This window comes from Streptomyces sp. NPDC048196 (assembly GCF_040652715.1).
Classification (GTDB): Bacteria; Actinomycetota; Actinomycetes; order Streptomycetales; family Streptomycetaceae; genus Streptomyces; species Streptomyces siderophoricus.
Window position 1 is genome coordinate 37,639 of sequence record NZ_JBEZMM010000024.1, and the last position, 20,341, is coordinate 57,979.

The 20,341-nt window shown below is 73.6% G+C and carries 18 protein-coding genes; 4 read left to right on the forward strand and 14 right to left on the reverse strand.

From position 1 onward, the window contains the following. Nucleotides 1–43 precede the first annotated feature (43 nt). Complete coding sequence (locus AB0E02_RS22765; RefSeq protein ID WP_362142087.1) at nucleotides 44–1,540, reverse strand: PLP-dependent aminotransferase family protein; 1,497 nt, start codon at nucleotides 1,538–1,540, stop codon at nucleotides 44–46. Here AB0E02_RS22765 and AB0E02_RS22770 point away from each other — a divergent pair. Together AB0E02_RS22770 and AB0E02_RS22775 are read left to right on the forward strand one after the other, a co-directional pair. After that, nucleotides 1,539–2,540 carry a DMT family transporter gene (locus tag AB0E02_RS22770; protein ID WP_362142088.1) on the forward strand — a complete coding sequence of 334 codons (1,002 nt, stop codon included), beginning with the start codon at nucleotides 1,539–1,541 and terminating at the stop codon, nucleotides 2,538–2,540. The two genes, AB0E02_RS22765 and AB0E02_RS22770, sit on opposite strands and share 2 nt — an antisense overlap. 230 nt (nucleotides 2,541–2,770) lie before the next feature. After that, nucleotides 2,771–2,980, forward strand: coding sequence for a DUF1918 domain-containing protein (locus tag AB0E02_RS22775; RefSeq protein WP_030808734.1), 210 nt, complete (start codon nucleotides 2,771–2,773; stop codon nucleotides 2,978–2,980). 90 nt (nucleotides 2,981–3,070) lie between these two features. On the opposite strand, the gene AB0E02_RS22780 is transcribed toward AB0E02_RS22775, so the two are convergent. After that, the gene (locus AB0E02_RS22780) at nucleotides 3,071–4,300 is read right to left on the reverse strand and encodes a family 10 glycosylhydrolase (RefSeq protein ID WP_362142091.1); all 1,230 of its coding nucleotides are present in this window, start codon (nucleotides 4,298–4,300) and stop codon (nucleotides 3,071–3,073) included. Nucleotides 4,301–4,459: 159 nt separating this feature from the next. On the opposite strand from AB0E02_RS22780, the gene AB0E02_RS22785 reads away from it, so the two are divergent. Then, entirely contained in the window at nucleotides 4,460–5,317 is an 858-nt protein-coding gene (locus tag AB0E02_RS22785; RefSeq protein WP_030413063.1) for a 3-hydroxybutyryl-CoA dehydrogenase, read from the forward strand. Between the two features lie 97 nt (nucleotides 5,318–5,414). Here the strand turns inward: AB0E02_RS22785 and AB0E02_RS22790 are convergent, their stop codons facing one another. From AB0E02_RS22790 to infC, 8 genes are all read right to left on the reverse strand, one after another. Further along, entirely contained in the window at nucleotides 5,415–6,671 is a 1,257-nt protein-coding gene (locus tag AB0E02_RS22790; RefSeq protein ID WP_362142094.1) for a PP2C family protein-serine/threonine phosphatase, read from the reverse strand. A gap of 199 nt (nucleotides 6,672–6,870) precedes the next feature. Further along, on the reverse strand, nucleotides 6,871–9,396 hold the full coding sequence (pheT, locus tag AB0E02_RS22795; RefSeq protein WP_362142095.1) for a phenylalanine--tRNA ligase subunit beta: 2,526 nt from the start codon (nucleotides 9,394–9,396) through the stop codon (nucleotides 6,871–6,873). Beyond that, entirely contained in the window at nucleotides 9,396–10,520 is a 1,125-nt protein-coding gene (gene pheS / locus AB0E02_RS22800; protein ID WP_030808721.1) for a phenylalanine--tRNA ligase subunit alpha, read from the reverse strand. The genes pheT and pheS overlap by 1 nt, the downstream gene beginning before the upstream one ends. Before the next feature lie 195 nt (nucleotides 10,521–10,715). Further along, nucleotides 10,716–11,876 carry an ATP-binding protein gene (locus AB0E02_RS22805; RefSeq protein ID WP_362142098.1) on the reverse strand — a complete coding sequence of 387 codons (1,161 nt, stop codon included), beginning with the start codon at nucleotides 11,874–11,876 and terminating at the stop codon, nucleotides 10,716–10,718. An 82-nt stretch (nucleotides 11,877–11,958) separates the two neighbouring features. Continuing rightward, nucleotides 11,959–12,813, reverse strand: a complete 855-nt coding sequence (locus AB0E02_RS22810) for an RNA methyltransferase (protein WP_030808716.1) — start codon at nucleotides 12,811–12,813, stop codon at nucleotides 11,959–11,961. Between the two features lie 151 nt (nucleotides 12,814–12,964). Continuing rightward, nucleotides 12,965–13,348, reverse strand: coding sequence for a 50S ribosomal protein L20 (rplT, locus tag AB0E02_RS22815; protein ID WP_030413047.1), 384 nt, complete (start codon nucleotides 13,346–13,348; stop codon nucleotides 12,965–12,967). 105 nt (nucleotides 13,349–13,453) lie between these two features. Beyond that, a complete protein-coding gene (gene rpmI / locus AB0E02_RS22820; protein ID WP_016576627.1) occupies nucleotides 13,454–13,648 on the reverse strand; it encodes a 50S ribosomal protein L35 in 195 nt (64 codons plus the stop codon). Nucleotides 13,649–13,772: 124 nt separating this feature from the next. Further along, entirely contained in the window at nucleotides 13,773–14,459 is a 687-nt protein-coding gene (gene infC / locus AB0E02_RS22825) for a translation initiation factor IF-3 (protein WP_078866077.1), read from the reverse strand. Between the two features lie 334 nt (nucleotides 14,460–14,793). Between infC and AB0E02_RS22830 the strand changes: the two genes are divergently transcribed. After that, a complete protein-coding gene (locus AB0E02_RS22830; RefSeq protein ID WP_030413045.1) occupies nucleotides 14,794–15,192 on the forward strand; it encodes a DUF1844 domain-containing protein in 399 nt (132 codons plus the stop codon). A gap of 146 nt (nucleotides 15,193–15,338) precedes the next feature. Here the strand turns inward: AB0E02_RS22830 and AB0E02_RS22835 are convergent, their stop codons facing one another. From AB0E02_RS22835 to AB0E02_RS22850, 4 genes are all read right to left on the reverse strand, one after another. Next, nucleotides 15,339–16,109, reverse strand: a complete 771-nt coding sequence (locus AB0E02_RS22835; protein WP_362142101.1) for an MIP family channel protein — start codon at nucleotides 16,107–16,109, stop codon at nucleotides 15,339–15,341. A gap of 127 nt (nucleotides 16,110–16,236) precedes the next feature. Beyond that, on the reverse strand, nucleotides 16,237–16,968 hold the full coding sequence (locus tag AB0E02_RS22840; RefSeq protein WP_362142102.1) for an SseB family protein: 732 nt from the start codon (nucleotides 16,966–16,968) through the stop codon (nucleotides 16,237–16,239). A gap of 682 nt (nucleotides 16,969–17,650) precedes the next feature. Next, nucleotides 17,651–18,811 (reverse strand): type VII secretion-associated serine protease mycosin, encoded by a 1,161-nt coding sequence (gene mycP / locus AB0E02_RS22845; RefSeq protein WP_362142104.1) that lies wholly within the window; start codon nucleotides 18,809–18,811, stop codon nucleotides 17,651–17,653. Further along, nucleotides 18,808–20,073: a hypothetical protein gene (locus AB0E02_RS22850; RefSeq protein WP_362142106.1), complete on the reverse strand. Its 1,266-nt coding sequence runs from the start codon at nucleotides 20,071–20,073 to the stop codon at nucleotides 18,808–18,810. Before AB0E02_RS22850 ends, mycP begins: the two co-directional genes overlap by 4 nt. Nucleotides 20,074–20,341: the final 268 nt, after the last annotated feature.

A 20,341-nucleotide genomic window follows, 5' to 3' on the forward strand; every position in this document is an offset into this window, starting at 1 on the left:
GAAGGACGGCGGCGTCGTCGAACCGGTGTGCCCCCGGACGCCGTCACTCGACGGCCACCCCCAGCTCGTCGCAGGCCGTGCGCAGCCGGCGGACGCCCTCGGTGATCTCGGCCGGGCCGGCCGCGGCCGCGAAGCTCAGCCTGAGGTGCCCGGCCGGCGGCTCGGCGGCGAAGTACGGGCGGCCGGCCGCGACCGCGACCCCGGCCCGCAGCGCCGCATCCGTCAGCGCGGCCTCGTCGGCGCCGTCCGGCAGCCGCAGCCAGAGCTGGTAGCCGCCGCACGGCACGTACGGGCCGCCGTCCCGGCCGGGAATGCCGCCGTACGCGGCGCCGGGCCCGGCGAGGGCCGGCAGCCGGCCCGCGAGCGCCGCGGTCAGCGCGTTCCGGCGGACGGTCAACTCGCTCGCGATGAACCGGAGATGGCGGCCCCAGGCGGGTGATCCGACCAGTTCCAGGGCGGTCTCCTGGAGCGGCTGGGGCACGAAGAAGTTGTCGACGACCTGGACGGCGCGCAGCCGGTCGCGGACCGGGCCGCGGGCGGCCAGTGCGGCCACCCGGAGGTTGGGCGAGGTGGCCTTGGTCAGGGACCGGATGTGCACGACGGTGCCGTCCCGGTCGTCGGCCATCAGGGTCGGCGGCGGCGCGGCCGCGTCGCCGTGGACCAGCAGCCGGGCGAAGTCGTCCTCGATCACGAAGGCGCCGGCCGCCCGCGCCACCCGGAGCACCTCGCGCCGCCGCTCCGCGGAGAGCACCGCCCCGGTCGGGTTCTGGAACAGCGGCTGGCAGACGAAGAGCCGGGCGCCACTGACCCGGAAGGCGTCGGCCAGCAGGTCCGTCCGCACACCGTCCGCGTCCACCGGGACCGGCACCGGCCGCAGCCCGGAGGCACGGGCGACGGCGAGCATGCCGGGGTACGTCGGCGATTCGACGAGGACGGGGGCGCCGGGCGCGGCGAGCGCGCGCAGGGCGGCGGTCAGCGCGTTCTGGCCGCCCGCGGTGATCTGTACGTCGCTCGCGGCGAGCGCGCCCCCGGGGCCGCCGATCTCCCGGGCGAACCAGGCGCGCAGCTCCGGCACGCCGTCGACCGGGGGCCGCGTCCAGGCGCCCGGCCGGCGGCCGGCCCGGGCCAGGGCGGCGGCGAGGGCGCGTTCGGGCTGCAGATCGGGGTGCAGATAGCCGCCGTTGAGTTCGATGACGCCGGCGGCCGGGCGGGCGAGGGTGGCCACCACGCCCGACGCGTCGACGCTGCGCGGCACCTGGTCGCCGCCCGGTTCGGCGCTGAGCGCGATCTCCTGCCAGGAGGTGTCGACCGGCCGGGGGGCCGCTGCCGGGGGCTCCGCCCGGAAGGCGCCGGCGCCGGGCCGGGTGGTGACGAGGCCCTCGGCGACGAGTTCGGCGAGCGCCCGGGAGACGGTCACGGGGCTCACCCGATGCCGCTCCACGAGGACCCGGCTCGACGGCAGCTTCTCTCCTGGAGAGTAGCGCTTCAGTTCATTCCTCAGGCTCGCGGCCAGCTCAGCCACACTGCTACGCTCTTGCATGAGAGCCAACGATAGCGCTACTACCGCCACGGCGATAGCGGTGAACGCCCCCGCCACGTCCCCCCGGACCGCTGCCACCGCCGCCGCCACCGCCGTCGAGGCCCCGGAGGCCGCCGGGTCCGCCGGGTCCGCCGGCCGCACCCCGGCCGGCCGCGGGGCGCTGCTCGCCGGCCTGGGCGTGGCGTCGTTCTCCCTCACCTTCCCGGGGACCGCCTGGGCGCTGGAGGGCATGGGTCCCTGGACGGTGGTGATGCTGCGCAGCGTGCTGGCCGCCGTCCTCGCCGGCAGCGCGCTGGCCGTCCTCCGGGTGCGCCTGCCGGAGCGCCGCCACTGGGCCGGGATCGCGGTCGTGGCGGGCGGTGTGGTGCTCGGGTTCCCGCTGCTGACCACCCTGGCGCTGCAGACCTCCACCACCTCCCACGCGGCCGTCGTGGTCGGCCTGCTGCCGCTGACCACCGCCGTCTGCTCGGCCCTGCGCACCGGTGCCCGCCCGTCCCGCACCTTCTGGGTGGCGTCCCTGGTCGGCGCCGCCGTCGTCCTCGGCTTCGCGGTGCAGCAGAGCGGCGGCGCCCCGGGACGGGGCGACCTGCTGCTGTTCGCGGCGCTGCTGGTGTGCGCGGCCGGCTACACCGAGGGCGGCCGGCTGGCCCGCCACATGCCGGGCTGGCAGGTGATCGGCTGGGCGCTGGTGCTGTGCCTGCCGGTGACGGTGGCGGGTGCGGCGGTCGCGCTGTCCACCGAGCCGCTGCGACTGACCGCCCACGCGGTGACCGGACTGCTGTGGCTGGCGGCCGGTTCGCAGTTCCTGGGGCTGGTGGTCTGGTACCGCGGGATGGCCGTGATCGGCGTCTCCAAGGCGAGCCAGCTGCAGCTCGCCCAGCCGCTGCTGACCCTGGTGTGGTCGGTCCTGCTGCTCGGCGAACACCTGCCGCCGGCCGCGCCCGCGACGGCGCTGGCGGTCCTGGCCTGCATCGCGGTCACCCAGCGGGCCCGCGGGTGACCGACCCGGGGGCGGCGCCCGTGGGCCCGGCCGCCGGTTCCGGGGGAACCGGCGGCCGCTCCCCGGATGCGCCGCGCCCCCGCGGACGTAAACTTGCCGCGATGGCAGATAGCGCGCCGTCCGGGCCGCGCCAGGCCCGTAACCCCTTAAACCGTTGGCCGTTCAACCGCTCGGCCGTCCCCTCGTCGGCCGTTCGGGTCGCATGGCCGCCCGAAGCGGGGAGGACCCTGATGCACGCGACCAAGGGCGACCGGCTGGTGGTGCACGGCAGGACCGTCGGGCATCACGACCGGGTCGTGGAAATCGTCGAAGTACTGGGGACGAACGGCGATCCGCCCTACCGCGTCCGCGCGGAGGACGGACACGAGGCGATCGTGTCGCCCGGGCCCGACTCGGTCGTCCGGCACGCCGAGACCTCCGACGTCGAACCCGGCCGCTGACCCCCTCGACCGACCGGCCGAGGCCCCAGCGGGGCCACCCGGCCCCGCCACCCGACCCGCGCCGCGCGGACCGGCCCGGGGCGAACGCCCCTAGGACCGTGCCGCGCTGCCGTAGTGATCGCGCACGACCCGGGCCAGTGCGCCCACCCGGTCCTTGGCCACCTCCTTCGCCGAGAAGTAGACGTGCCCGCCGACCTGGGGGTAGCCGCGGGCGAAGGTGAGATGGCGGGAGAGTTCGGCCGGGTTCTTCCAGGCCGCCGGCTGACTGTCGCCCGCCTTGTAGAGCGCCTCGCCGATGTAGAGGTCGACGCCGGTGCCGTCGACCGTCCGTGACCACCACGGCACCAGTTCGGCGTAGTCGGCGGCCTTGGTGCCGATCGGCCAGTAGACCTGCGGCACGATGTAGTCGAGCCAACCCTCGCGCACCCAGCGGCGGGTGTCGGCGTAGAGGTCGTCGTACGTCTCCACCCCCGCCTGGGTCCGGGAGCCGTTCCTGTCGGTGGCCTGGTTGCGCCAGACCGCGAACGGGCTGACGCCGAACCGCACCCGGCGGCCGTCCTGTTGGCCGCCCTCGCCGAGCCGCTGCGCCATCTCGTACACCAGCCGGTCGATGTTGTCCCGCCGCCAGTCGGCCCGGTTGTCGAAGTCCTCGCCGTAGGTGTCGTAGGCCTCGTCGTCGTCGAATCTCTTGCCGGCGGCCGGATACGGATAGAAGTAGTCGTCGAAGTGCACCCCGTCGACGGAGTAGTGCTCCACCGCGTCGAGCATCGCGTCCTGGACGAACGTGCGGACCTCGGGCAGGCCGGGGTTGTAGTACAGCTTGCCGTTGTAGGGCACGATCCACTCCGGATGCCGGCGGGCCGGGTGGTCGGCGGTCAGCCGGTCCGGGTCGGTGTGGTTGGCGACCCGGTACGGGTTGCACCAGGCGTGCAGTTCGAGGCCGCGCCGGTGCGCCTCGCGGACCGCGAAGTCCAGCGGGTCCCAGCCCGGATCGCCGCCCTGCCGCCCGGTCAGCGACTCGGCCCAGGGCTCGTACGGGGACGGCCAGAGCGCGTCCGCGGCGGCCCGGACCTGGAAGAACACCGTGTTGAGCTTGTGCGCGACCGCCGCGTCGAAGTGGGCGCGCAGTTCGCGCTGCTGCTCGGCGGCGGTCAGCTTCGTACGCGAGGGCCAGTCGAGGTTGCCGACGGTGGCCAGCCACACCCCGCGCATCTCGCGCCGCGCCGCTCCCCCGGCCGGTCCGGCCGCCGCCGGCCCGAGTACCGAGCCCGCGATGCCGATCGCCGCCCTGCCGAACACCCTGCGTGTGATCTGTTGCATCAAAAATCCCCAGCTTGTCCGGTTCGTCCCGTCCTGCGGGCTCAGAATGCCCGCCCCGGAAGCCGTGGCCCAGCACCGCGCGGAGTAACGTCGGGGCCGAGGCGGCCGCCGGACCCTTACGGCGCACCGCCGGTCCTGAAGATCAGCGAAAGGCACGAGGTGACGGACATCGAACGCGTCGGAGTGGTCGGTTGCGGCCAGATGGGCGCAGGCATCGCCGAGGTGTGCGCCCGCGCCGGGCTGGACGTCATGGTCGCCGAGACCACGGGCGAGGCCCTGGAACTGGGGCGTACCCGCCTGACCAACTCCCTCGGCAAGGCCGCCGAACGCGGCAAGATCACCCCCGAGGAACGCGACGCGACGCTCGACCGGCTCAGCTTCACCACCGACCTCGGGGAGTTCGCCGACCGCGACCTCGTCATCGAGGCCGTGGTGGAGAACGAGCAGGTCAAGACCGAGATCTTCCAGGTTCTCGACCAGGTCGTCAGCCGCCCGGACGCGATCCTGGCGTCCAACACCTCCTCCATCCCGCTGGTGAAGCTGGCGGTGGCCACCTCCCGCCCGGACCAGGTCATCGGCATCCACTTCTTCAACCCGGCGCCGGTACAGAAGCTGGTGGAGCTCATCCCGGCGCTGACCACCGGCGAGGAGACCATCAAGCGCTCCGAGGCGCTGGTCCAGAACGTCCTGGACAAGCACGCCATCCGCGCCCAGGACCGCTCCGGCTTCGTGGTCAACGCCCTGCTCATCCCGTACCTGCTCTCCGCGATCCGGATGTTCGAGTCGGGCATCGCCAGCCGCGAGGACATCGACAACGGCATGGAACTGGGCTGCGCCCACCCGATGGGCCCGCTCAAGCTGTCCGACCTGATCGGCCTGGACACCGTCGCCTCGGTCGCCGCATCCATGTACGAGGAGTACAAGGAGCCCCTCTACGCCGCTCCCCCGCTGCTCCAGCGCATGGTGGACGCGGGGCGGCTGGGGCGGAAGAGCGGGTCGGGGTTCTACCCGTACTGAGTCCGGGCCCCGCGGATGCCAAGGCCGGCGGAGCTCGTCCGCCGGTCCTTCGGCGTTCACCGGGCAGGCCGCTGGGGCGTCGGCATCGCCACGTCGCTCAACCGCTTCGCCCGTGGAGGGTGGTGAAGCCCGTCTCGCACGGTGCGTGTCCTCCCGTGGCGGGGAGCGGTGCGGCCGGGTCGTGGTCCGTGCCGTCCGCGCAGAGCAGTACGAACGCCACGTCGTCCGACAGCCGCCCGCCCGCGTGCCGCAGCAGCGCCTCCCGTACGTCGTCCACCACTCCGGCCGGTGCGGGGCCGGGCGTTCCGGCGGTCGTCACCACGCTGCTGTAGAGGCGCTGCGCCAGGGGGAAGAACTCCCCGGCCCGGTCCCGGGCCTCCACCGCACCGTCGGTGTGCAGGAAGAGCCCCTCCCCGCGTCGCAGCCGTCCGCAGCGCACCGGCGCCGCGTCCGCCGGGAGCGGGAACAGCCCGAGCGGCGGCATCGGCTCGCCCGGGGCGAGCGGCGCCACCGGGTCCACCGCCCGCCACACGAGGCGGTACGGCCACGGGTGCCCGCAGTTGAGCGCCGTCATCGAGCCGTCCGGGGCGATCTGCACCAGCAGCAGCGTCACGAACTCCTCCCCTACCGGGCTCGCCGCACCGCCGTCCGCCGGGTCGGCCCGTCGCGCCCGCTCCCCGAGATGCCGCTGGTGCGCCCGCTCCAACCGCCGCAGCACACCGGCGAGTTCGGGCTCGTCGTGGGCGGCCTCGCGGAAGCTGCCGAGCATCGCCCCGACCGTGCCTATGGCCGCGAGGCCGTGCCCGCGGACGTCGCCGATCACCGCCCGGACGCCGTACCGGGTGCCGACGACCTCGTAGAGGTCCCCGCCCACCACCGCGCCCTCGCTCGCGGAGAGGTGGTCGGCCGCCAGGACCAGCCCGCCGATCCGTGGCGGCAGCGGCCGCAGCAGGACCCGCTGGGCGGCCGTGGCGACCTCGCGGGTGCGCTCCAGCTCCCGCAGCAGCCGCTTCCTGCGGCCGGCCGTCAGATAGCTGGCGCCGACCACCGCGAGGACCGCCCCGCAGGTCATCACCCGGGTACCCGGGCCGGGGCCGGCGTCGCCCGCGCCGAACGGGACCAGGGCGGCCAGTGCGCACACCCCGCCGAGCAGGACGCACTGCCGGCGGCCGGTGCCCGCACAGGCGATGGCCGGCGCCGCGGCGAGGAGTTGCAGCAGCCGGCCGCCGGTCGGCTCGCAGAGCTCCCAGGTGACCACGCCCAGCACCCAGAGTCCGGGCAGCACGAGGACGAGACCGCGCCGGGCACGGCTCGCCCCGTCGCGTGCGCCTGTCCTCGCCCAGGCTCGGATCATGCCGATGGTCCCCCCAGCCGGTGGTCTGGCTCGACCGGATCGATTCTCGCGACGTTCCGTATCCGTTCCGCGACGAAACGTACATCACCACCCGATTGGGTGATGGTGTATGGATCGGATCGTCGACAAAACGGCGCGGCGCGCGAAGAGGGCGTGGACGGCCGTGCCGTCCACGCCCTCCACCGGGCTCGTGCGCGGGTCAGCCGCGCAGCACCGCTCCGGTCCGCTCCACGGCCGACGCCACCGCCGCGTCCCGGGCGGCCGATGCCTCCTCCGCGGTCAGCGTGCGGTCCGCGGCGCGGAAGCGCAGCGCGTACGCCAGCGACTTCTTGCCGGCCCCGAGCTGCTCACCGGTGAAGATGTCGAACAGCCGCAGCGCCTCAAGCAGTTCACCGGCCCCGTCGCGCAGCGCGGCCTCGACGTCCGCCGCCGGGACGGTGTCGTCGACGACGAGCGCCACGTCCTGGGTGGCGACCGGGAACGAGGAGATCGAGGGCGCCTTCAGGGAACCGGCACCGGCCCGCTCCAGACGGTCCAGGTCGATCTCCATCGCGCAGGTGCGCTCCGGCAGGGACAGCGTCTTGATGACCCGCGGGTGCAGCTCACCGGCGTTGCCGACGAGCACCTCCTCGCCGTCGACGACGGCAAGGAGCGCCGCGCACCGGCCCGGGTGGAACGGCGCGTGCTGATCCTGACGGATGATCAGCTCGACGCCCGCCTCACGGGCGACCGTACGGCCGGCCTCGATGGCGTCCGCCCAGTCGGACGGACGGCCGCCGCCCCACCAGCCGGGCTGCTCGCGGTGGCCGGCGAGGACCACGGCGGCGCGCCGCGGCTGCTGCGGCAGCGAGGCGTCCAGCGAGGCGATCTCGTCGTCGGTCGGCCGGCGGTCGACGACCAGCCGGCTGGCCGGCTTCTCGTCGCCGCTCGCTCGGAAGACCGGACCGGTCTCGAAGAGCGCGAGGTCGTGCGTGCCCCGGCCGTGGTTGCGGCGGAGCGCGCCCAGCAGCCCGGGGATGAGCGTCGTGCGGAGGTCGGGCTCCTCGTCGGAGAGCGGGTTGACGAGGGTGACCGCCGAGCGGCGCGGGTCGTCCGGCTCGATGCCGAGCTGGTCGAGGACGTGCGAGCCGGTGAACGGGTAGTTCAGCGTCTCGACGTAGCCCGCACCGGCCAGCGCCCGGCCGACCCGGCGGTGCAGTCGCTGACGCTCCGTCAGACCGCGGCCGGCCGGCGGCTTCGGCAGGGTGGAGGGCAGGTTCTCGTAACCCTCCAGACGGATGACCTCTTCGGCCAGGTCGTTGGGGTCGGAGAGGTCCGGCCGCCAGGACGGCACGGTGACGACCAGTTCGTCCTGGCCGTAGACGTCGCAGCCGACCTGCTGCAGGCGGCGGACGACGGTCTCCCGGCCGTAGGTGACACCGGCGACCTTGTCCGGGTGGTTCGCCGGGATGGTGATCGTGCGCGGCCCGCGGGGCGAGACGACCTCGGTGACGCCTTCCCCGGCGGTGCCACCGGCGAGCAGCACCAGCAGGTCGACGGTGCGCTGCGCCGCCGCCGACGCCGCCTCCGGGTCCACCCCGCGCTCGAAGCGCTTGGCCGCCTCGGAGGACAGCTTGTGCCGGCGCGCCGTACGGGCGATGGCGATCGCGTCGAAGTGCGCGGCCTCGATCACGACGTCGGTGGTGCCGCGCAGCTCACCGGTCTCCGGGTCGGTGACCGGGGCGGCGATCTCGGTGTTGGCGCCGCCCATGACGCCGGCGAGCCCGATGGGACCGCGGTTGTCGGTGATGACCAGGTCCCCGGCGTCCAGCGCGCGCTTGGTGCCGTCCAGGGTGGTCAGCTTCTCGCCGGGGGTCGCACGGCGGACGCCGATCGGGCCGTCGACCGTGGTGCGGTCGTAGGCGTGCAGCGGCTGGCCGAGCTCCAGCATCACGTAGTTGGTGATGTCGACGGCGAGCGAGATCGGGCGCATGCCGGCCTTCTGCAGCCGGCGCTGCATCCACAGCGGGGTACGGGCGCCGGGCTCCAGACCGGTGACCGTCCGCGCGGTGAAGCGGTCGCAGCCGATCGGGTCGGCGACCTGGACCGGGTAGCCGGCGGCGTTCGGCGGCGGGACGTCCAGCAGCGCCGGGTCGCGCAGCGGCAGCCCGTAGGCGGTGGCGGTCTCGCGGGCCACACCGCGCATCGACAGGCAGTAGCCGCGGTCCGGGGTGACGGCGATGTCCAGCACCTCGTCGACGAGCTCCAGCAGCTCGATGGCGTCGGTGCCGACCTCGTACTCCGGCGGCAGCACGATGATGCCGTGCGTACCGTCGTCGCCCATGCCGAGCTCGTCGCCGGAACAGATCATGCCGTGCGACTTCTTGCCGTAGGTCTTACGGGCGGCGATCTTGAAGCCGCCGGGCAGCTCGGCGCCGGGGAGGACGACCACGACCTTGTCGCCGACGGCGAAGTTACGGGCGCCGCAGACGATCTCCTGGGGCTCGCCGGTGCCGTTGGCCCGGCCGACGTCCACCGTGCAGAAGCGGATCGGCTTCTTGAAGCCCTCCAGCTCCTCGATGGTCAGCACCTGGCCGACGACGAGCGGGCCCTTGAGGTCCGCGCCGAGGCGCTCGACGGTCTCGACCTCCAGGCCGACCGCGATGAGCTTTTCCTGTACGTCCCGGCCGGTCTCCGTCGCCGGCAGGTCGACGTACTCCCGCAGCCAAGAAAGCGGGACCCGCATCAGATCTCCATCCCGAACGGCCGGGTGAACCGGACGTCGCCCTCGAACATGTCGCGCATGTCTTCCACGTTGTGCCGGAACATCAGCATCCGGTCGATTCCGAACCCGAAGGCGAAGCCGCTGTACTTCTCCGGGTCGACGCCACAGGCGATGAGCACCTTGGGGTTGACCATCCCGCAGCCGCCCAGCTCGATCCAGCCCTCGCTGGAGCACGTACGGCACGGCCGGTCGGGGTTGCCCACGGACTCGCCACGGCAGACGTAGCAGACCATGTCCATCTCGGCGGACGGCTCGGTGAACGGGAAGTAGTTCGGCCGCAGCCGGGTCTTCATGTCGGGGCCGAAGAGCGCCCGGACCATGTGGTCGAGGGTGCCCTTGAGGTCGGCCATGGTCAGGCCCTCGTCGACGGCGAGCAGCTCGATCTGGTGGAAGACCGGGGAGTGCGTGGCGTCCAGCTCGTCGGTGCGGTAGACCCGCCCCGGGCAGACGACGTAGACCGGCGGCTCGCGGTCGACCAGGGTGCGGGCCTGCACCGGCGAGGTGTGGGTGCGCAGCACGACACCGGATTCATCGTCCTGGGCGCCGTTGGCCTTGACGAAGAAGGTGTCCTGCATCTGGCGCGCCGGGTGGTCCGGCACGAAGTTCAGGGCGTCGAAGTTGAACCACTCCGCCTCGACCTCGGGGCCCTCGGCGATCTCGTAGCCCATCGCGACGAAGACGTCCGCGACCCGCTCCATGAACGTGGTGAGCGGGTGCCGAGCGCCGGCCGGGACGCGGTCGTAGGGCAGCGTGACATCCACCGCCTCCTCGACCAGCACCCGCGCGTCGCGCTCCGCCTCCAGCTCCTCCTGGCGGGCCTTGAGCGCCTGGTTGACGCGGCCACGGGCCTGGCCGACGCGCTTGCCGGCGTCCGCCTTGGCGTGCGGCGGCAGGGCGCCGATCTCCCGGTTGGCGAGGGCGAGCGGCGAGCGGTCACCGGCGTGGGCGACCTTCACCTCGCGCAGTTGCTCCAGATCGGCCGCGGCGGCGACGGCGGCCAGCGCCTCGTCCAGCCGGGCGGCGATCTCTTCCGGTTTCAGGGCTTCGACCTCGACAGGGTCGTACGACTTATTGGGTGCGGACATCTCTTCCCGTGCTTCCGGTGGACTGGCTTGGCTTGGCTCGCTTCGCCTCGGCTCTTCGATCACATGGGTCGTATGGCCGAGCCCGCGCTGCGCCCGCGATGCCTGTGCGCCAAAGGTGCCAAAGGTCAAGTCTAAGGGGGACGGGTGGCGCGGCCGGCCCGAGCCCCCGCGGGGCGCCCGCCGCGTCCGTTCCTCCTAGCTCATGAAGGCCGGCGTCGCGACGGGCAGGCTGAATCGGAACTGGGCGCCGCCGGTGGACGCCCGGCCGACCGTGATCGTGCCGCCGTGGGCCTCGACGATGCCCTTGACGATGTAGAGGCCCAGGCCGGTGCCACCGCGCTTGCTGCCCCGCCAGAAGCGGGTGAACACGCGGCTCATCGACTCCTCCGGGATGCCGGGGCCCTCGTCGCTCACGGTGACGCTCGTCCCTTCCGTACTGGTGGCGTCCGTTGCCGGTCCGACCTCGATGGTGACCGTTCCCTCGCCGTGGCGCACCGCATTTTCCAGGAGGTTGCCGAGCACCTGGTCCACCTTGTCCGGGTCCGCCCACAGATCGGGCAGGGGTTCCCTCATCCGGATCAGAAAGCGGTCCGGCCGCTGGCCCGCGGTGGTCTGCGCCTGGACGTGCCGGCGCACCGCGGCGATCATGTCGACCCGCTGCCGGCGCACCTCCAGCCGACCGGAGTCGATCCGGGAGATGTCCAGCAGTTCGGCGATCAGCCGGGTGACGCGGTTGGCGTCGGCGTCCACCGTCTCCAGCATCAGCCGCTTCTGGTCGTCGGTGAAGCGTTCCCACTTCTGGAGGAGGGTGGCGGTGAAGCCCTTGACGGAGGTCAGCGGCGAGCGGAGCTCGTGGGCGACGGTGGCGATGAGTTCGGCGTGGCTGAGCTCGGTACGGCGCCGGGCCTCGGTGCCGCGCAGCGCGATCACCAGCCGCTCGACCGGCCCGCCCGGCCGGCCGCGGACGTAGCGGGCGGAGACCAGCACCTCGCGGCCGCCGAGCAGGAGGTTGCGCTCGGGCTGGCCGCGGCGGATGGCCAGGCCACCGTAGGGGTCGGTCAGCCGCCACCAACGGCGGCCCTCGATGTCCTGGAGCGGCAGGGCCTCCTCCAGGGGGCGGCCGAGCGCGTCCTCGGGGGCGAGGCCGGTGATCCTGGCGGCCGCGGCGTTGAAGCAGCTGACCCGGCCGGTCGCGTCGGCGACCACCAGGCCGTCCGGAAGGTCGTCGGGGTCGAGCCCGAGCCCGGTGTCCGGGGCGGTGGACGCCACCGCGCGGGCCGGCGGCGGGCCGCCGGCCGGTCGGTCGGACGGGCTGCCGTCAGCGCGTGCTGTGATGCCGGAAGTCCTCACACTCATCCCCGTTACCCCCTTCCGGGCCCCCGGGCACGCAACACTACTAGCTCGCCCCGTATGTGCCGGGCGATCCGGTGGACGCCCCTCACGCGGGTGACGCGGAGCGGCAGCCACCGGGGCCGCGCTGGGCACGGGCCGAGGCGTAGAGGCAGACCGCGGCGGCGGTGGCGAGGTTGAGGCTCTCCGCCTTGCCGTGGATGGGGACGCGTACGACGGCGTCGGCGAGCGCCCGGGTCTCCTCGGGCAGGCCCCACGCCTCGTTGCCGAAGACCCAGGCGGTGGGCCCGCCCATGGATCCGGTGTCCAGCTCGGCGTCCAGGTCCCGGTCACCTGCGCCGTCCGCGGCGAGGATCCGCGCCCCGGCGCCCTTGAGCCCGGACACCACCTGCTCGACCGGTACGCCGACCGCGACCGGGAGGTGGAAGAGGGAACCGACCGACGCCCGTACGGACTTGGGGTTGTACAGGTCGACGGAGGCGTCGGTGAGCACCACGGCGTCCGCGCCGGCGGCGTCCGCGCAGCGCAGCACCGTACCGGCGTTGCCGGGGTCGCGGACGTGGGCGAGCACCGCGACCAGCTTCGGGCGGGCGGCGAGGATCTCCTCGAACGGCGAGTCGAGGAAGCGGCAGACGCCGAGCAGGCCCTGCGGGGTGACCGTCTGGGAGATGTCCCCGATGGTCCGGTCGTCGGCGAGGTGCACCCGGACCCCGGCCGCGCGGGCCGCCCCGACGATCTCGTGGTGCCGCTCGGCGGCCTCGACGGTGGCGAACAGCTCGATGAGCGTGGCGGCGCCGTCCGTGCGGTGCGCGATGGCCTCCCGTACGGCCTGCGGGCCCTCGGCGATGAACCGGCGCTCCTTGCCGCGGAAGGCGCGGCGGGCCAGCCGCCGGGCGGCGGTGACGCGCGGGGAACGCGGGGAGATCAGCTCGGGGGTGCCCATGGGCGGCGGCTCGCTTCTGTGGTTCGGGGCGGGACCGGACCGGGCGGCCCGGGCCGGAAAAGCGGCGGACCCGCAGGCCCGGGGCCTGCGGGTCCGATCACGACGGTGTCACGACCGCGTCGGTCGTCACGCCAGGTCGTCAGGCTGGTGCTCAGGCAGCCTTCGGGGCGTTGACGTCGCTCGGCAGGGCCTTCTGGGCCACCTCGACGAGCGCGGCGAACGCGTTGCTGTCGTTGACCGCGAGGTCGGCCAGGATCTTGCGGTCCACCTCGATGTTGGCGGCCTTCAGACCCTGGATGAAGCGGTTGTAGGTCATGCCGTTGGCGCGGGCAGCGGCGTTGATGCGCTGGATCCACAGCTGACGGAAGTCGCCCTTGCGCTTCTTGCGGTCGTTGTAGTTGTAGACGAGGGAGTGGGTGACCTGCTCCTTCGCCTTGCGGTACAGGCGGGAGCGCTGGCCGCGGTAGCCGCTGGCCTGCTCGAGGATCGCCCGGCGCTTCTTGTGGGCGTTGACTGCCCGCTTGACGCGTGCCACTTGTTAACTCCTTGTAGCGGGGCCGTGGTTGTCGTCACACAGCCCGAATCGATTGGGTCCCGGTCCGAGTCGCGCACCCCGCTCGGTCAGCGGGGGCGCGGCGACTCACTTGCCGAGAAGCTTCTTGATCTTCGCGGCGTCGCCCGGGGCCATCTCGGCGTTGCCGGTGAGGCGACGCGTCACGCGGGACGACTTGTGCTCGAGCAGGTGGCGCTTGCCGGCGCGCTCGCGCAGCACCTTGCCGGAGCCGGTGACCTTGAAGCGCTTGCTGGCACCGCTGTGCGTCTTGTTCTTCGGCATGCGCCGTTCTCTCCTCGTCAGTGGCGCTCCCACCGGCACGGGCCGGCTGGCGGGAGCGTCAGATGTATCGGTTGGTGTCCGGGGCGGGTTGCCCCGGCATGAATCCGGGGCTCTCGCCCATGGATCACGCCTCGGCGGGCTCCCCGGCGGGCTCCTCCGCAGGAGCACCACCCTGGCGCTCCGCCTTGCGGGCGGCCTGCGCCTCACGGGCCTCGGCCATCGCCTCGGTCTTCTTCTTGTGCGGACCGAGGACCATGATCATGTTGCGGCCGTCCTGCTTCGGGTTCGACTCGATGAAGCCGAGCTCCTGGACGTCCTCCGCGAGCCGCTGCAGCAGTCGGAAGCCCAGCTCGGGGCGGGACTGCTCGCGACCACGGAACATGATCGTGATCTTGACCTTGTCACCCTGCTTGAGGAACCGGACGACGTGACCCTTCTTGGTGTCATAGTCGTGCGGGTCGATCTTCGGCCGGAGCTTCATCTCCTTGATGACCGTGTGCGCCTGGTTCTTGCGCGCCTCACGGGCCTTCATGGCCGACTCGTACTTGAACTTTCCGTAGTCCATGAGCTTGCAGACCGGCGGACGGGCGTTCGCCGCCACCTCGACCAGGTCGAGGTCGTACTCCTGCGCAAGCTCCAGGGCCTTGGCAAGCGGCACAATGCCGACCTGCTCGCCACTGGGACCGACGAGTCGCACCTCGGGGACGCGAATCCGGTCGTTGATGCGGGGCTCGGCGCTGATGGATCCTCCTCGGTAGCACCACGCGACGGCCTGGCGGACTGCCGCGTAACGTCTGTTCGGTGTGACCAACCGCGCCGGTACATGAAAAATGCCCCGGACGGGACACAGGCGGGGCTCCACATAGATCTGGAGCACCGCCGCGAAGTCTCCGCGGGGCGCAGCCGGACCGTTGACCCGCCAACCTGAGGTCGGCCGGGTGGGAGATCGGAGCCTCCACTTGTGGGCCGGTCACATGCGTGTCCGGCCGGTCGGAACACCAGGATACACGAGTCAAGCCCTGGCCCCCACTCGTACGCCGCTCCGCGGGCGCCGCCCGTCAAGGGTGCCGGTCCCGGACGCCGGGCCCGCGGAAGGGGGCCATAGGCTGGAGCCGACCCCTCTTTCAGGAAGAAGCCCTTAAGACATGAGTGACCAGACCCCGCAGCCGTCCGACGCGCCCGAGCCGTCCGGCACCCCGCACGCGGCGAGCCCCGACTTCGATGCCATGACCCGGGACATCGCGGACGTCCCGGCGGTCGAGGTGATCACCACTGTCGCGGTGCATCTGATGAGCTCGGCGGCGGTCAATCTGGGGCTCGCCGAGGGCGGCGAGACGCACAAGGACCTCGACGAGGCGCGCAAGCTCATCCAGGCGCTGGCCGGTCTGGTCACCGCCAGCGCCACCGAGATCGGCTCGTACCACGCGGCACCGCTGCGGGACGGTCTGAAGTCGCTGCAGTTGGCCTTCCGCGAGGCCTCGGTCGTCCCGGACGAGCCGGGTCAGGGCCCCGGGGAGAAGTTCACCGGGCCGGTCTACGGCTAGTTGCGGCGAGTCCGCACCCTTTCGTCCGCACCATTTGCGCGCGACGACGAGCCCCGGCCGGTGCGGCCGGGGCTCGTGTGGTGAGGGGACGGGTTCGCCGGGCCCGTGACCTGTGCCCCGTGACCCACGACCAGTGATCCGTGGGGTCAGACCCGTTCGCCGGGGCCGGCGGTCGGCTCGTGGGGCGAGACCTGGTCGGCGACGAGCACCGGTTCCTGCGGCGGGTGGGTGACCTGGTGGACCACCGCGGCGATCGCCCCGCCGATCAGGGGCGCGACGATGAAGAGCCACAGCTGGGTGATGGCGGCGCCGCCCGCGAACAGCGCCGGGCCGATGGAGCGGGCCGGGTTCACCGAGGTGCCGTCCAGCGGGATGCCGATGAGGTGGACGGTGGCCAGTGCCAGACCGATCGGCAGGCCGTCGAAGCCGATCACGGCCACCCGGTGGGTGACCGCCAGGAAGACGAAGACGTAGAGGAAGGTCATCACCATCTCGGCGACGAAGGCACCGCCGAGGTTGAGGTGCACCGCCGAACGGTCGCCCCAGCCGTTCGTGCCGAAGGCCGCATGGGTCTGCAGGCCCGGGATCTGCTTGGCGACCAGGAAGAGCAGCGCGGCCCCCACGATGGCGCCGAGGATCTGGGCGATCCAGTACTCGACGGCGGTACGGAGGGTGATGCGGCGGGACAGCAGCATGCCCAGCGTCACCGCCGGGTTGAGGTGGCTGCCCGAGATCGGGCCGAGCGCGTAGGCCAGGGCCAGCATCGTGAAGCCGAAGGCCAGGGCGATGCCGAAGGTGCCGATGTACTCGCCGGCCAGCACCGCCGAGCCGACGGCGAAGAACACCAGGAGCAGCGTGCCGAGGAATTCGGATACGACCGTGCGGGTCACGACCGAGGGGGTCTCCGTTGTCTCCATGTGGGCTCTCCTCGCGTGGATCTTGAGCTCTCCTCGCATTGTGCGGCCCAGGAGGGGAACCCGCCCGTCGGCGATCTCCCCGGGCGGCCGTGGCAACGGCCCGGGGAGGCACCCGCCGCGGAGCCCGTCAGCGCTGGTAGAGCGGTTCCCCGGTGGACGCCGCACCGGGCGGCAGGAGCACCAGGTCCAGGCCCCGTACGAGCCGGGCGCGCAGGACCTCGTCGGCGGCCAGCGCCTGCGCCAGCCGCTGGGCGACCTCGGCGGTGGGGGCGTCGGCGGCCAGGCCCAGGGCGAGCGTCCCGTCGGTCTCCCTGGACGGCGCCAGCCGGGCGGCGAGGACGGCCGGCTCGGCGGCGAGGAGGGCGCGCAGGGCCTCGGTGACGGCCGGGTCGGCGAGCGGGTCGGCGGTCGTACGCCCCTCGGCGAGGGCGCGCAGCGCGGGCCCGGTGAGCTGGTAGGTGACCGGGCCCGCCAGGTCGATCACGACGGTGTCGGCCTTCTCGTGCGAGGCGGCCAGCAGCGCCTGCTGCAGCGGGACGGCCACCGGCCGGGCGTCCGGGCGCCAGCGGTGCAGGGTCTCCATGCTGGTGAAGGCGGGCAGGGCACGCCGCCCGTCCGGGGCCTGGAGGGTGGGCACGGCCATGTCACTGGTCTTCTCATGACGCAGGCCGTCGGGTCCCGTCTCGACCTCACCCAGGATCGCGACGACCGGCACGAGCAGGCGGGCGCCGGCCAGGGCGGTCAGCAGCGCGGGCTCGGTGGACCGGTCCTCCTGGTACGCCGCCAGAGCTGCGGCGAGGGCGGGATCGGCGGACCCGTCGTCGTCGGAAAAGGTCGACTCGGGAATGTTCTTCTGCACGTGCCCGAGCGTATCGGGGGCTCGGCGTACGTTTTCGGCTGGGCCGCCGTGGTTGTTGCTCGCCGTTGCGCTTTGCGGCGCCTCGTACGTAGCTGGCTTTCCCGCCGCGGGGCTTGGCCGCCGTCGGGCCTTGCGGCCCCGCACGTAGCTGGCTTACCCGCCGCGGGGCTTCTCGCCGTTGCGCCTTGCGGCGCCCCCGCACGTAGCTGGCTTACCCGCCGCGGGGCTTCTCGCCGTTGCGCCTTGCGGCGCCCCCGCACGTAGCTGGCTTTCCCGGCGCGGGGCTTCTCGCCGTTGCGCTTTGCGGCGCCCCCCACGTAGCTGGCTTTCCCGGCGCGGGGCTTGCTCGGCGTTGGACCTTGCGGTGCCCCCGCACGTAGCTGGCTTTCCCGGCGCGGGGCTTGCTCGGCGTTGGACCTTGCGGTGCCCCCGCACGTAGCTGGCTTACCCGCCGCGGGGCTTCTCGCCGTTGGGCCTTGCGGCGCCCCCGCACGTACCCGTCTGCGACGCCGCAGGGCTTCTCGCCGTTGCGCCTGCGGCGGGCTGGGTTGTTGTTGGGTGCGGTGACGAGTCTCCGGGGCCTTGTTCGTGGACGTAAAGCGCCAGCAGTCCACGAACAAGGCCCCGGAGGCCCGTCACCTCCCGTTGGGGGAGGGGAAGGTCGGTGGGGGCTGGGGTGGGTTCAGGGGCGGGTTCGCCAGAGGAGGAAGGCGGTCGCCATCAGGGCCACGCCTGCGGCGCCGGCTGACCAGGGGAGCCAGTTGGTGGGGGTGTCCTCGGGGGTGTCCTCGGTGGGGCCGGGGCCGAAGTAGCGGCCGTTGTAGGCGGCGGGGGACGGCTTCTGGGGGACGGGCCGTAGGCCGTCCGCGGCGTTGAGGGCGGCGGCGGGGTCGATCAGGCCCGCGCCGTAGTCGTCGTCGCGGCCGCCCTGGGGCGTGTCCTGGGCGGTCGACGTGAGCAGGTGGCGGATCTGGGCGGGGCTCAGGTGGGGATGGGCCGAGCGGATCAGGGCGATGGCGCCGGAGGTGAAGGCCGCGGCGGGGCTGGTGCCCCAGCCGGAGAGGTAGCCGTCGTCGTTGCCGGCCATGAGGATGTCCTCGCCGGGGGCGCTGACCGTGGCGTACCAGTGGCGGGTGGAGAAGTGGGCGCGGTCGCCCTGGTGGGTGACGGCCGTGGTGGCGATGACGCCCGGGTACGCGGCGGGGTAGGAGACGTGGTTGCCCTTGTCGCCGCCGTTGCCCGCGGAGGCGACGACGGGAATGCCCTTGCCGAGGGCGTACTGGATGGCGGCGTCCTCGCGCGGCTCGGGGTGGGCGGACTCGCTGTCGTCGCCCAGGGACATGCTGATGACGTCGGCGCCGTGGTCGGCGGCCCAGCGGATGCCGTCGGCGAGCGCGCCGGCCTTCTCCGTGCGGGCGCGTTCGCGCTGCGGGTCGTTGTCCTCCAGGATCACCCGGACCGGGAGGATCTTGGCGGCGGGGGCGATGCCGAGCACGCCGTCCTGGCGGCCGGCGCCGTGGCCGTGGCCCGCTATGACGCTGGCCATGCCGGTGCCGTGCCGGGCCCAGGCCGCGTCGCCCGGGCCGGCGCCGAAGCCGACCAGGTCCTTCTCGGGGAGGACCTGGCCCTGGAGGTCGGGGTGGTTGGCGTCGACGCCGGTGTCCAGGACGGCGACCGTGACGCCCTCGCCCTTGGTGGTGCGCCAGGCCTGCTGGGCGTGGACGGCCTGCAGGCCCCATTCCTGGGCGCGGATGGCGTCGGCCCGGGCGGGTACGGCGGGCAGGACGGCGAGTGCGGCGGAGGCCAGGGTGAGGGCGGCCGCGCGCAGCGGGGTCTGCGTCATGGCGCGTCCTCCCGGGGCTGGGTGGGGGTGCCGGCGGCCTTGCGGAAGTCGTTCTCGATGCGGTCGGCGAGGTCCTTGGCGTCGTGGCCGAGGCCGGATTCGGCGGGGGCGGTGGTGGCGCCGGGGCGGACCGCGGCCTCGGCGGGCTGCGGCTCGGTGACGGCGCGGCCGTCGGCGAAGCCGGAGACGGCGTAGACGATCACCGGGACGTCGGTGAGCACCCGGACGGTCCAGCTGGCCCGCTGGGCGCGCCCGAAGCCCTCGGCGGAGGTGCCCTTGGGGGCGTACGGCACCGGCATCAGATCGGTGCGTTCGGCCAGGCTCTTGGTGCTGAAGCCGGTGTTGAGGGCGAGCATGCCGGCCGGGTCGGTCCGGGTGGTCTGGGCGCCGACGGTGATGACGCTGGAGCGGGTGGCGTCGAGATACGTGGCGCGCAGCAGGCGGACGCAGCCGGCCCGGGCGAGGGCCTGGGCGAGCTTGGGGTCGTAGGCGCCGGTGCAGTCGCTGTCGGGAGCGACCGCGATCCGGGTCCAGGTCCGGTCGGCGCCGCCGGGGCCGACGCCCAGGCCCTCGACGGTGCGGGGGAAGAGGGTGTCGACCGGGGTGTTGCGCCAGGCGTCGCGGCCCTTGGTGAAGGTGGCCTCGGCGGTGGGCGGGGCGTCCTCGGGGTCGTCGGTGAGCCAGCTGCCGGCCGCGGCGCCGCCGAGCAGGCCGATGCCCAGGACGAGGCAGGCCGCGGCGGCGAGCACCCGGCCGGTGGGGCGGCGGCCCGCGGGGAACCGGCGGGCGGGTGCCGGTCCGGCGGCAACTCCCTGCGGGGGGCGGGGAGTTGTGGGCCAGGGTGGCCGGCCGGGCGGGGCGGCTGTCGGGCGGGCGGCGGGTTCCTGGGGGCCGCTCCACAGGTTCTGGCTGTTGGCCAGGTGGAAGGCGGCGGTGTCGCGGAACGCGGCCGGACGCCCGGCCGGGCGCGGCGGCGCGGCGGGGGTGGGCGGCGTCCCGGGGTGGGGCGCTCGGGGCGCGCCGGCGGCCGGTGGCTGCGCGGGGGGCGGGGGCGGCGGGGCGGCGGGGCGCGGCGGTACACCGTGCGCCGCCGGGGGTGCCTGCGGGGGGACGGACGGCTCGGCCGGGGACCGGCGGCGCAGGACGGTCGTGTGCGGGTCGTCGTCCGGCTCCGGTGTCGCGGCCGCCGCGGGCTGCCGGGGCGGCCGCGGGGGTATGGGCGGGACGTGCCGCGGATCGACGAAGTCTGCGTCGGTGCTCACCCGCGCTCCCCCTTGCGCCGTGGCCCCCGGCCCCCGATCCGCAATCGGGGCAGGGGGGTTGGTATCCGGACAACACGCCGCTGACCTGCTGGTGGCGGTGTCGGGACACTCTACGGGCTGGCGCCGCCGGTGCTCCAACCCTCCCCCAAGCTCTTAAGGAGCAGGGGGTACCCCCATCCAAGCTCTTAAGGAGCAGGGGGTACCCCCACCCAAGCTCTTAAGGAGCAGGGGGTACCCCCACCCAAGCTCTTAAGGAGCAGGGGGTACC

What these genes read in the sequence shown, in the direction of transcription:
- AB0E02_RS22830 (WP_030413045.1), top strand. Translation starts at nt 14,794, where the DNA reads ATGAGTGACCAGACCCCGCAGCCGTCCGACGCGCCCGAGCCGTCCGGC.
- AB0E02_RS22790 (WP_362142094.1), bottom strand. Translation starts at nt 6,671, where the DNA reads ATGATCCGAGCCTGGGCGAGGACAGGCGCACGCGACGGGGCGAGCCGT.
- mycP (WP_362142104.1), bottom strand. Translation starts at nt 18,811, where the DNA reads ATGACGCAGACCCCGCTGCGCGCGGCCGCCCTCACCCTGGCCTCCGCC.
- AB0E02_RS22835 (WP_362142101.1), bottom strand. Translation starts at nt 16,109, where the DNA reads ATGGAGACAACGGAGACCCCCTCGGTCGTGACCCGCACGGTCGTATCC.
- AB0E02_RS22810 (WP_030808716.1), bottom strand. Translation starts at nt 12,813, where the DNA reads ATGGGCACCCCCGAGCTGATCTCCCCGCGTTCCCCGCGCGTCACCGCC.
- AB0E02_RS22780 (WP_362142091.1), bottom strand. Translation starts at nt 4,300, where the DNA reads ATGCAACAGATCACACGCAGGGTGTTCGGCAGGGCGGCGATCGGCATC.
- pheS (WP_030808721.1), bottom strand. Translation starts at nt 10,520, where the DNA reads ATGTCCGCACCCAATAAGTCGTACGACCCTGTCGAGGTCGAAGCCCTG.
- rpmI (WP_016576627.1), bottom strand. Translation starts at nt 13,648, where the DNA reads ATGCCGAAGAACAAGACGCACAGCGGTGCCAGCAAGCGCTTCAAGGTC.
- AB0E02_RS22805 (WP_362142098.1), bottom strand. Translation starts at nt 11,876, where the DNA reads ATGAGTGTGAGGACTTCCGGCATCACAGCACGCGCTGACGGCAGCCCG.
- AB0E02_RS22770 (WP_362142088.1), top strand. Translation starts at nt 1,539, where the DNA reads ATGAGAGCCAACGATAGCGCTACTACCGCCACGGCGATAGCGGTGAAC.
- pheT (WP_362142095.1), bottom strand. Translation starts at nt 9,396, where the DNA reads ATGCGGGTCCCGCTTTCTTGGCTGCGGGAGTACGTCGACCTGCCGGCG.
- AB0E02_RS22775 (WP_030808734.1), top strand. Translation starts at nt 2,771, where the DNA reads ATGCACGCGACCAAGGGCGACCGGCTGGTGGTGCACGGCAGGACCGTC.
- AB0E02_RS22765 (WP_362142087.1), bottom strand. Translation starts at nt 1,540, where the DNA reads ATGCAAGAGCGTAGCAGTGTGGCTGAGCTGGCCGCGAGCCTGAGGAAT.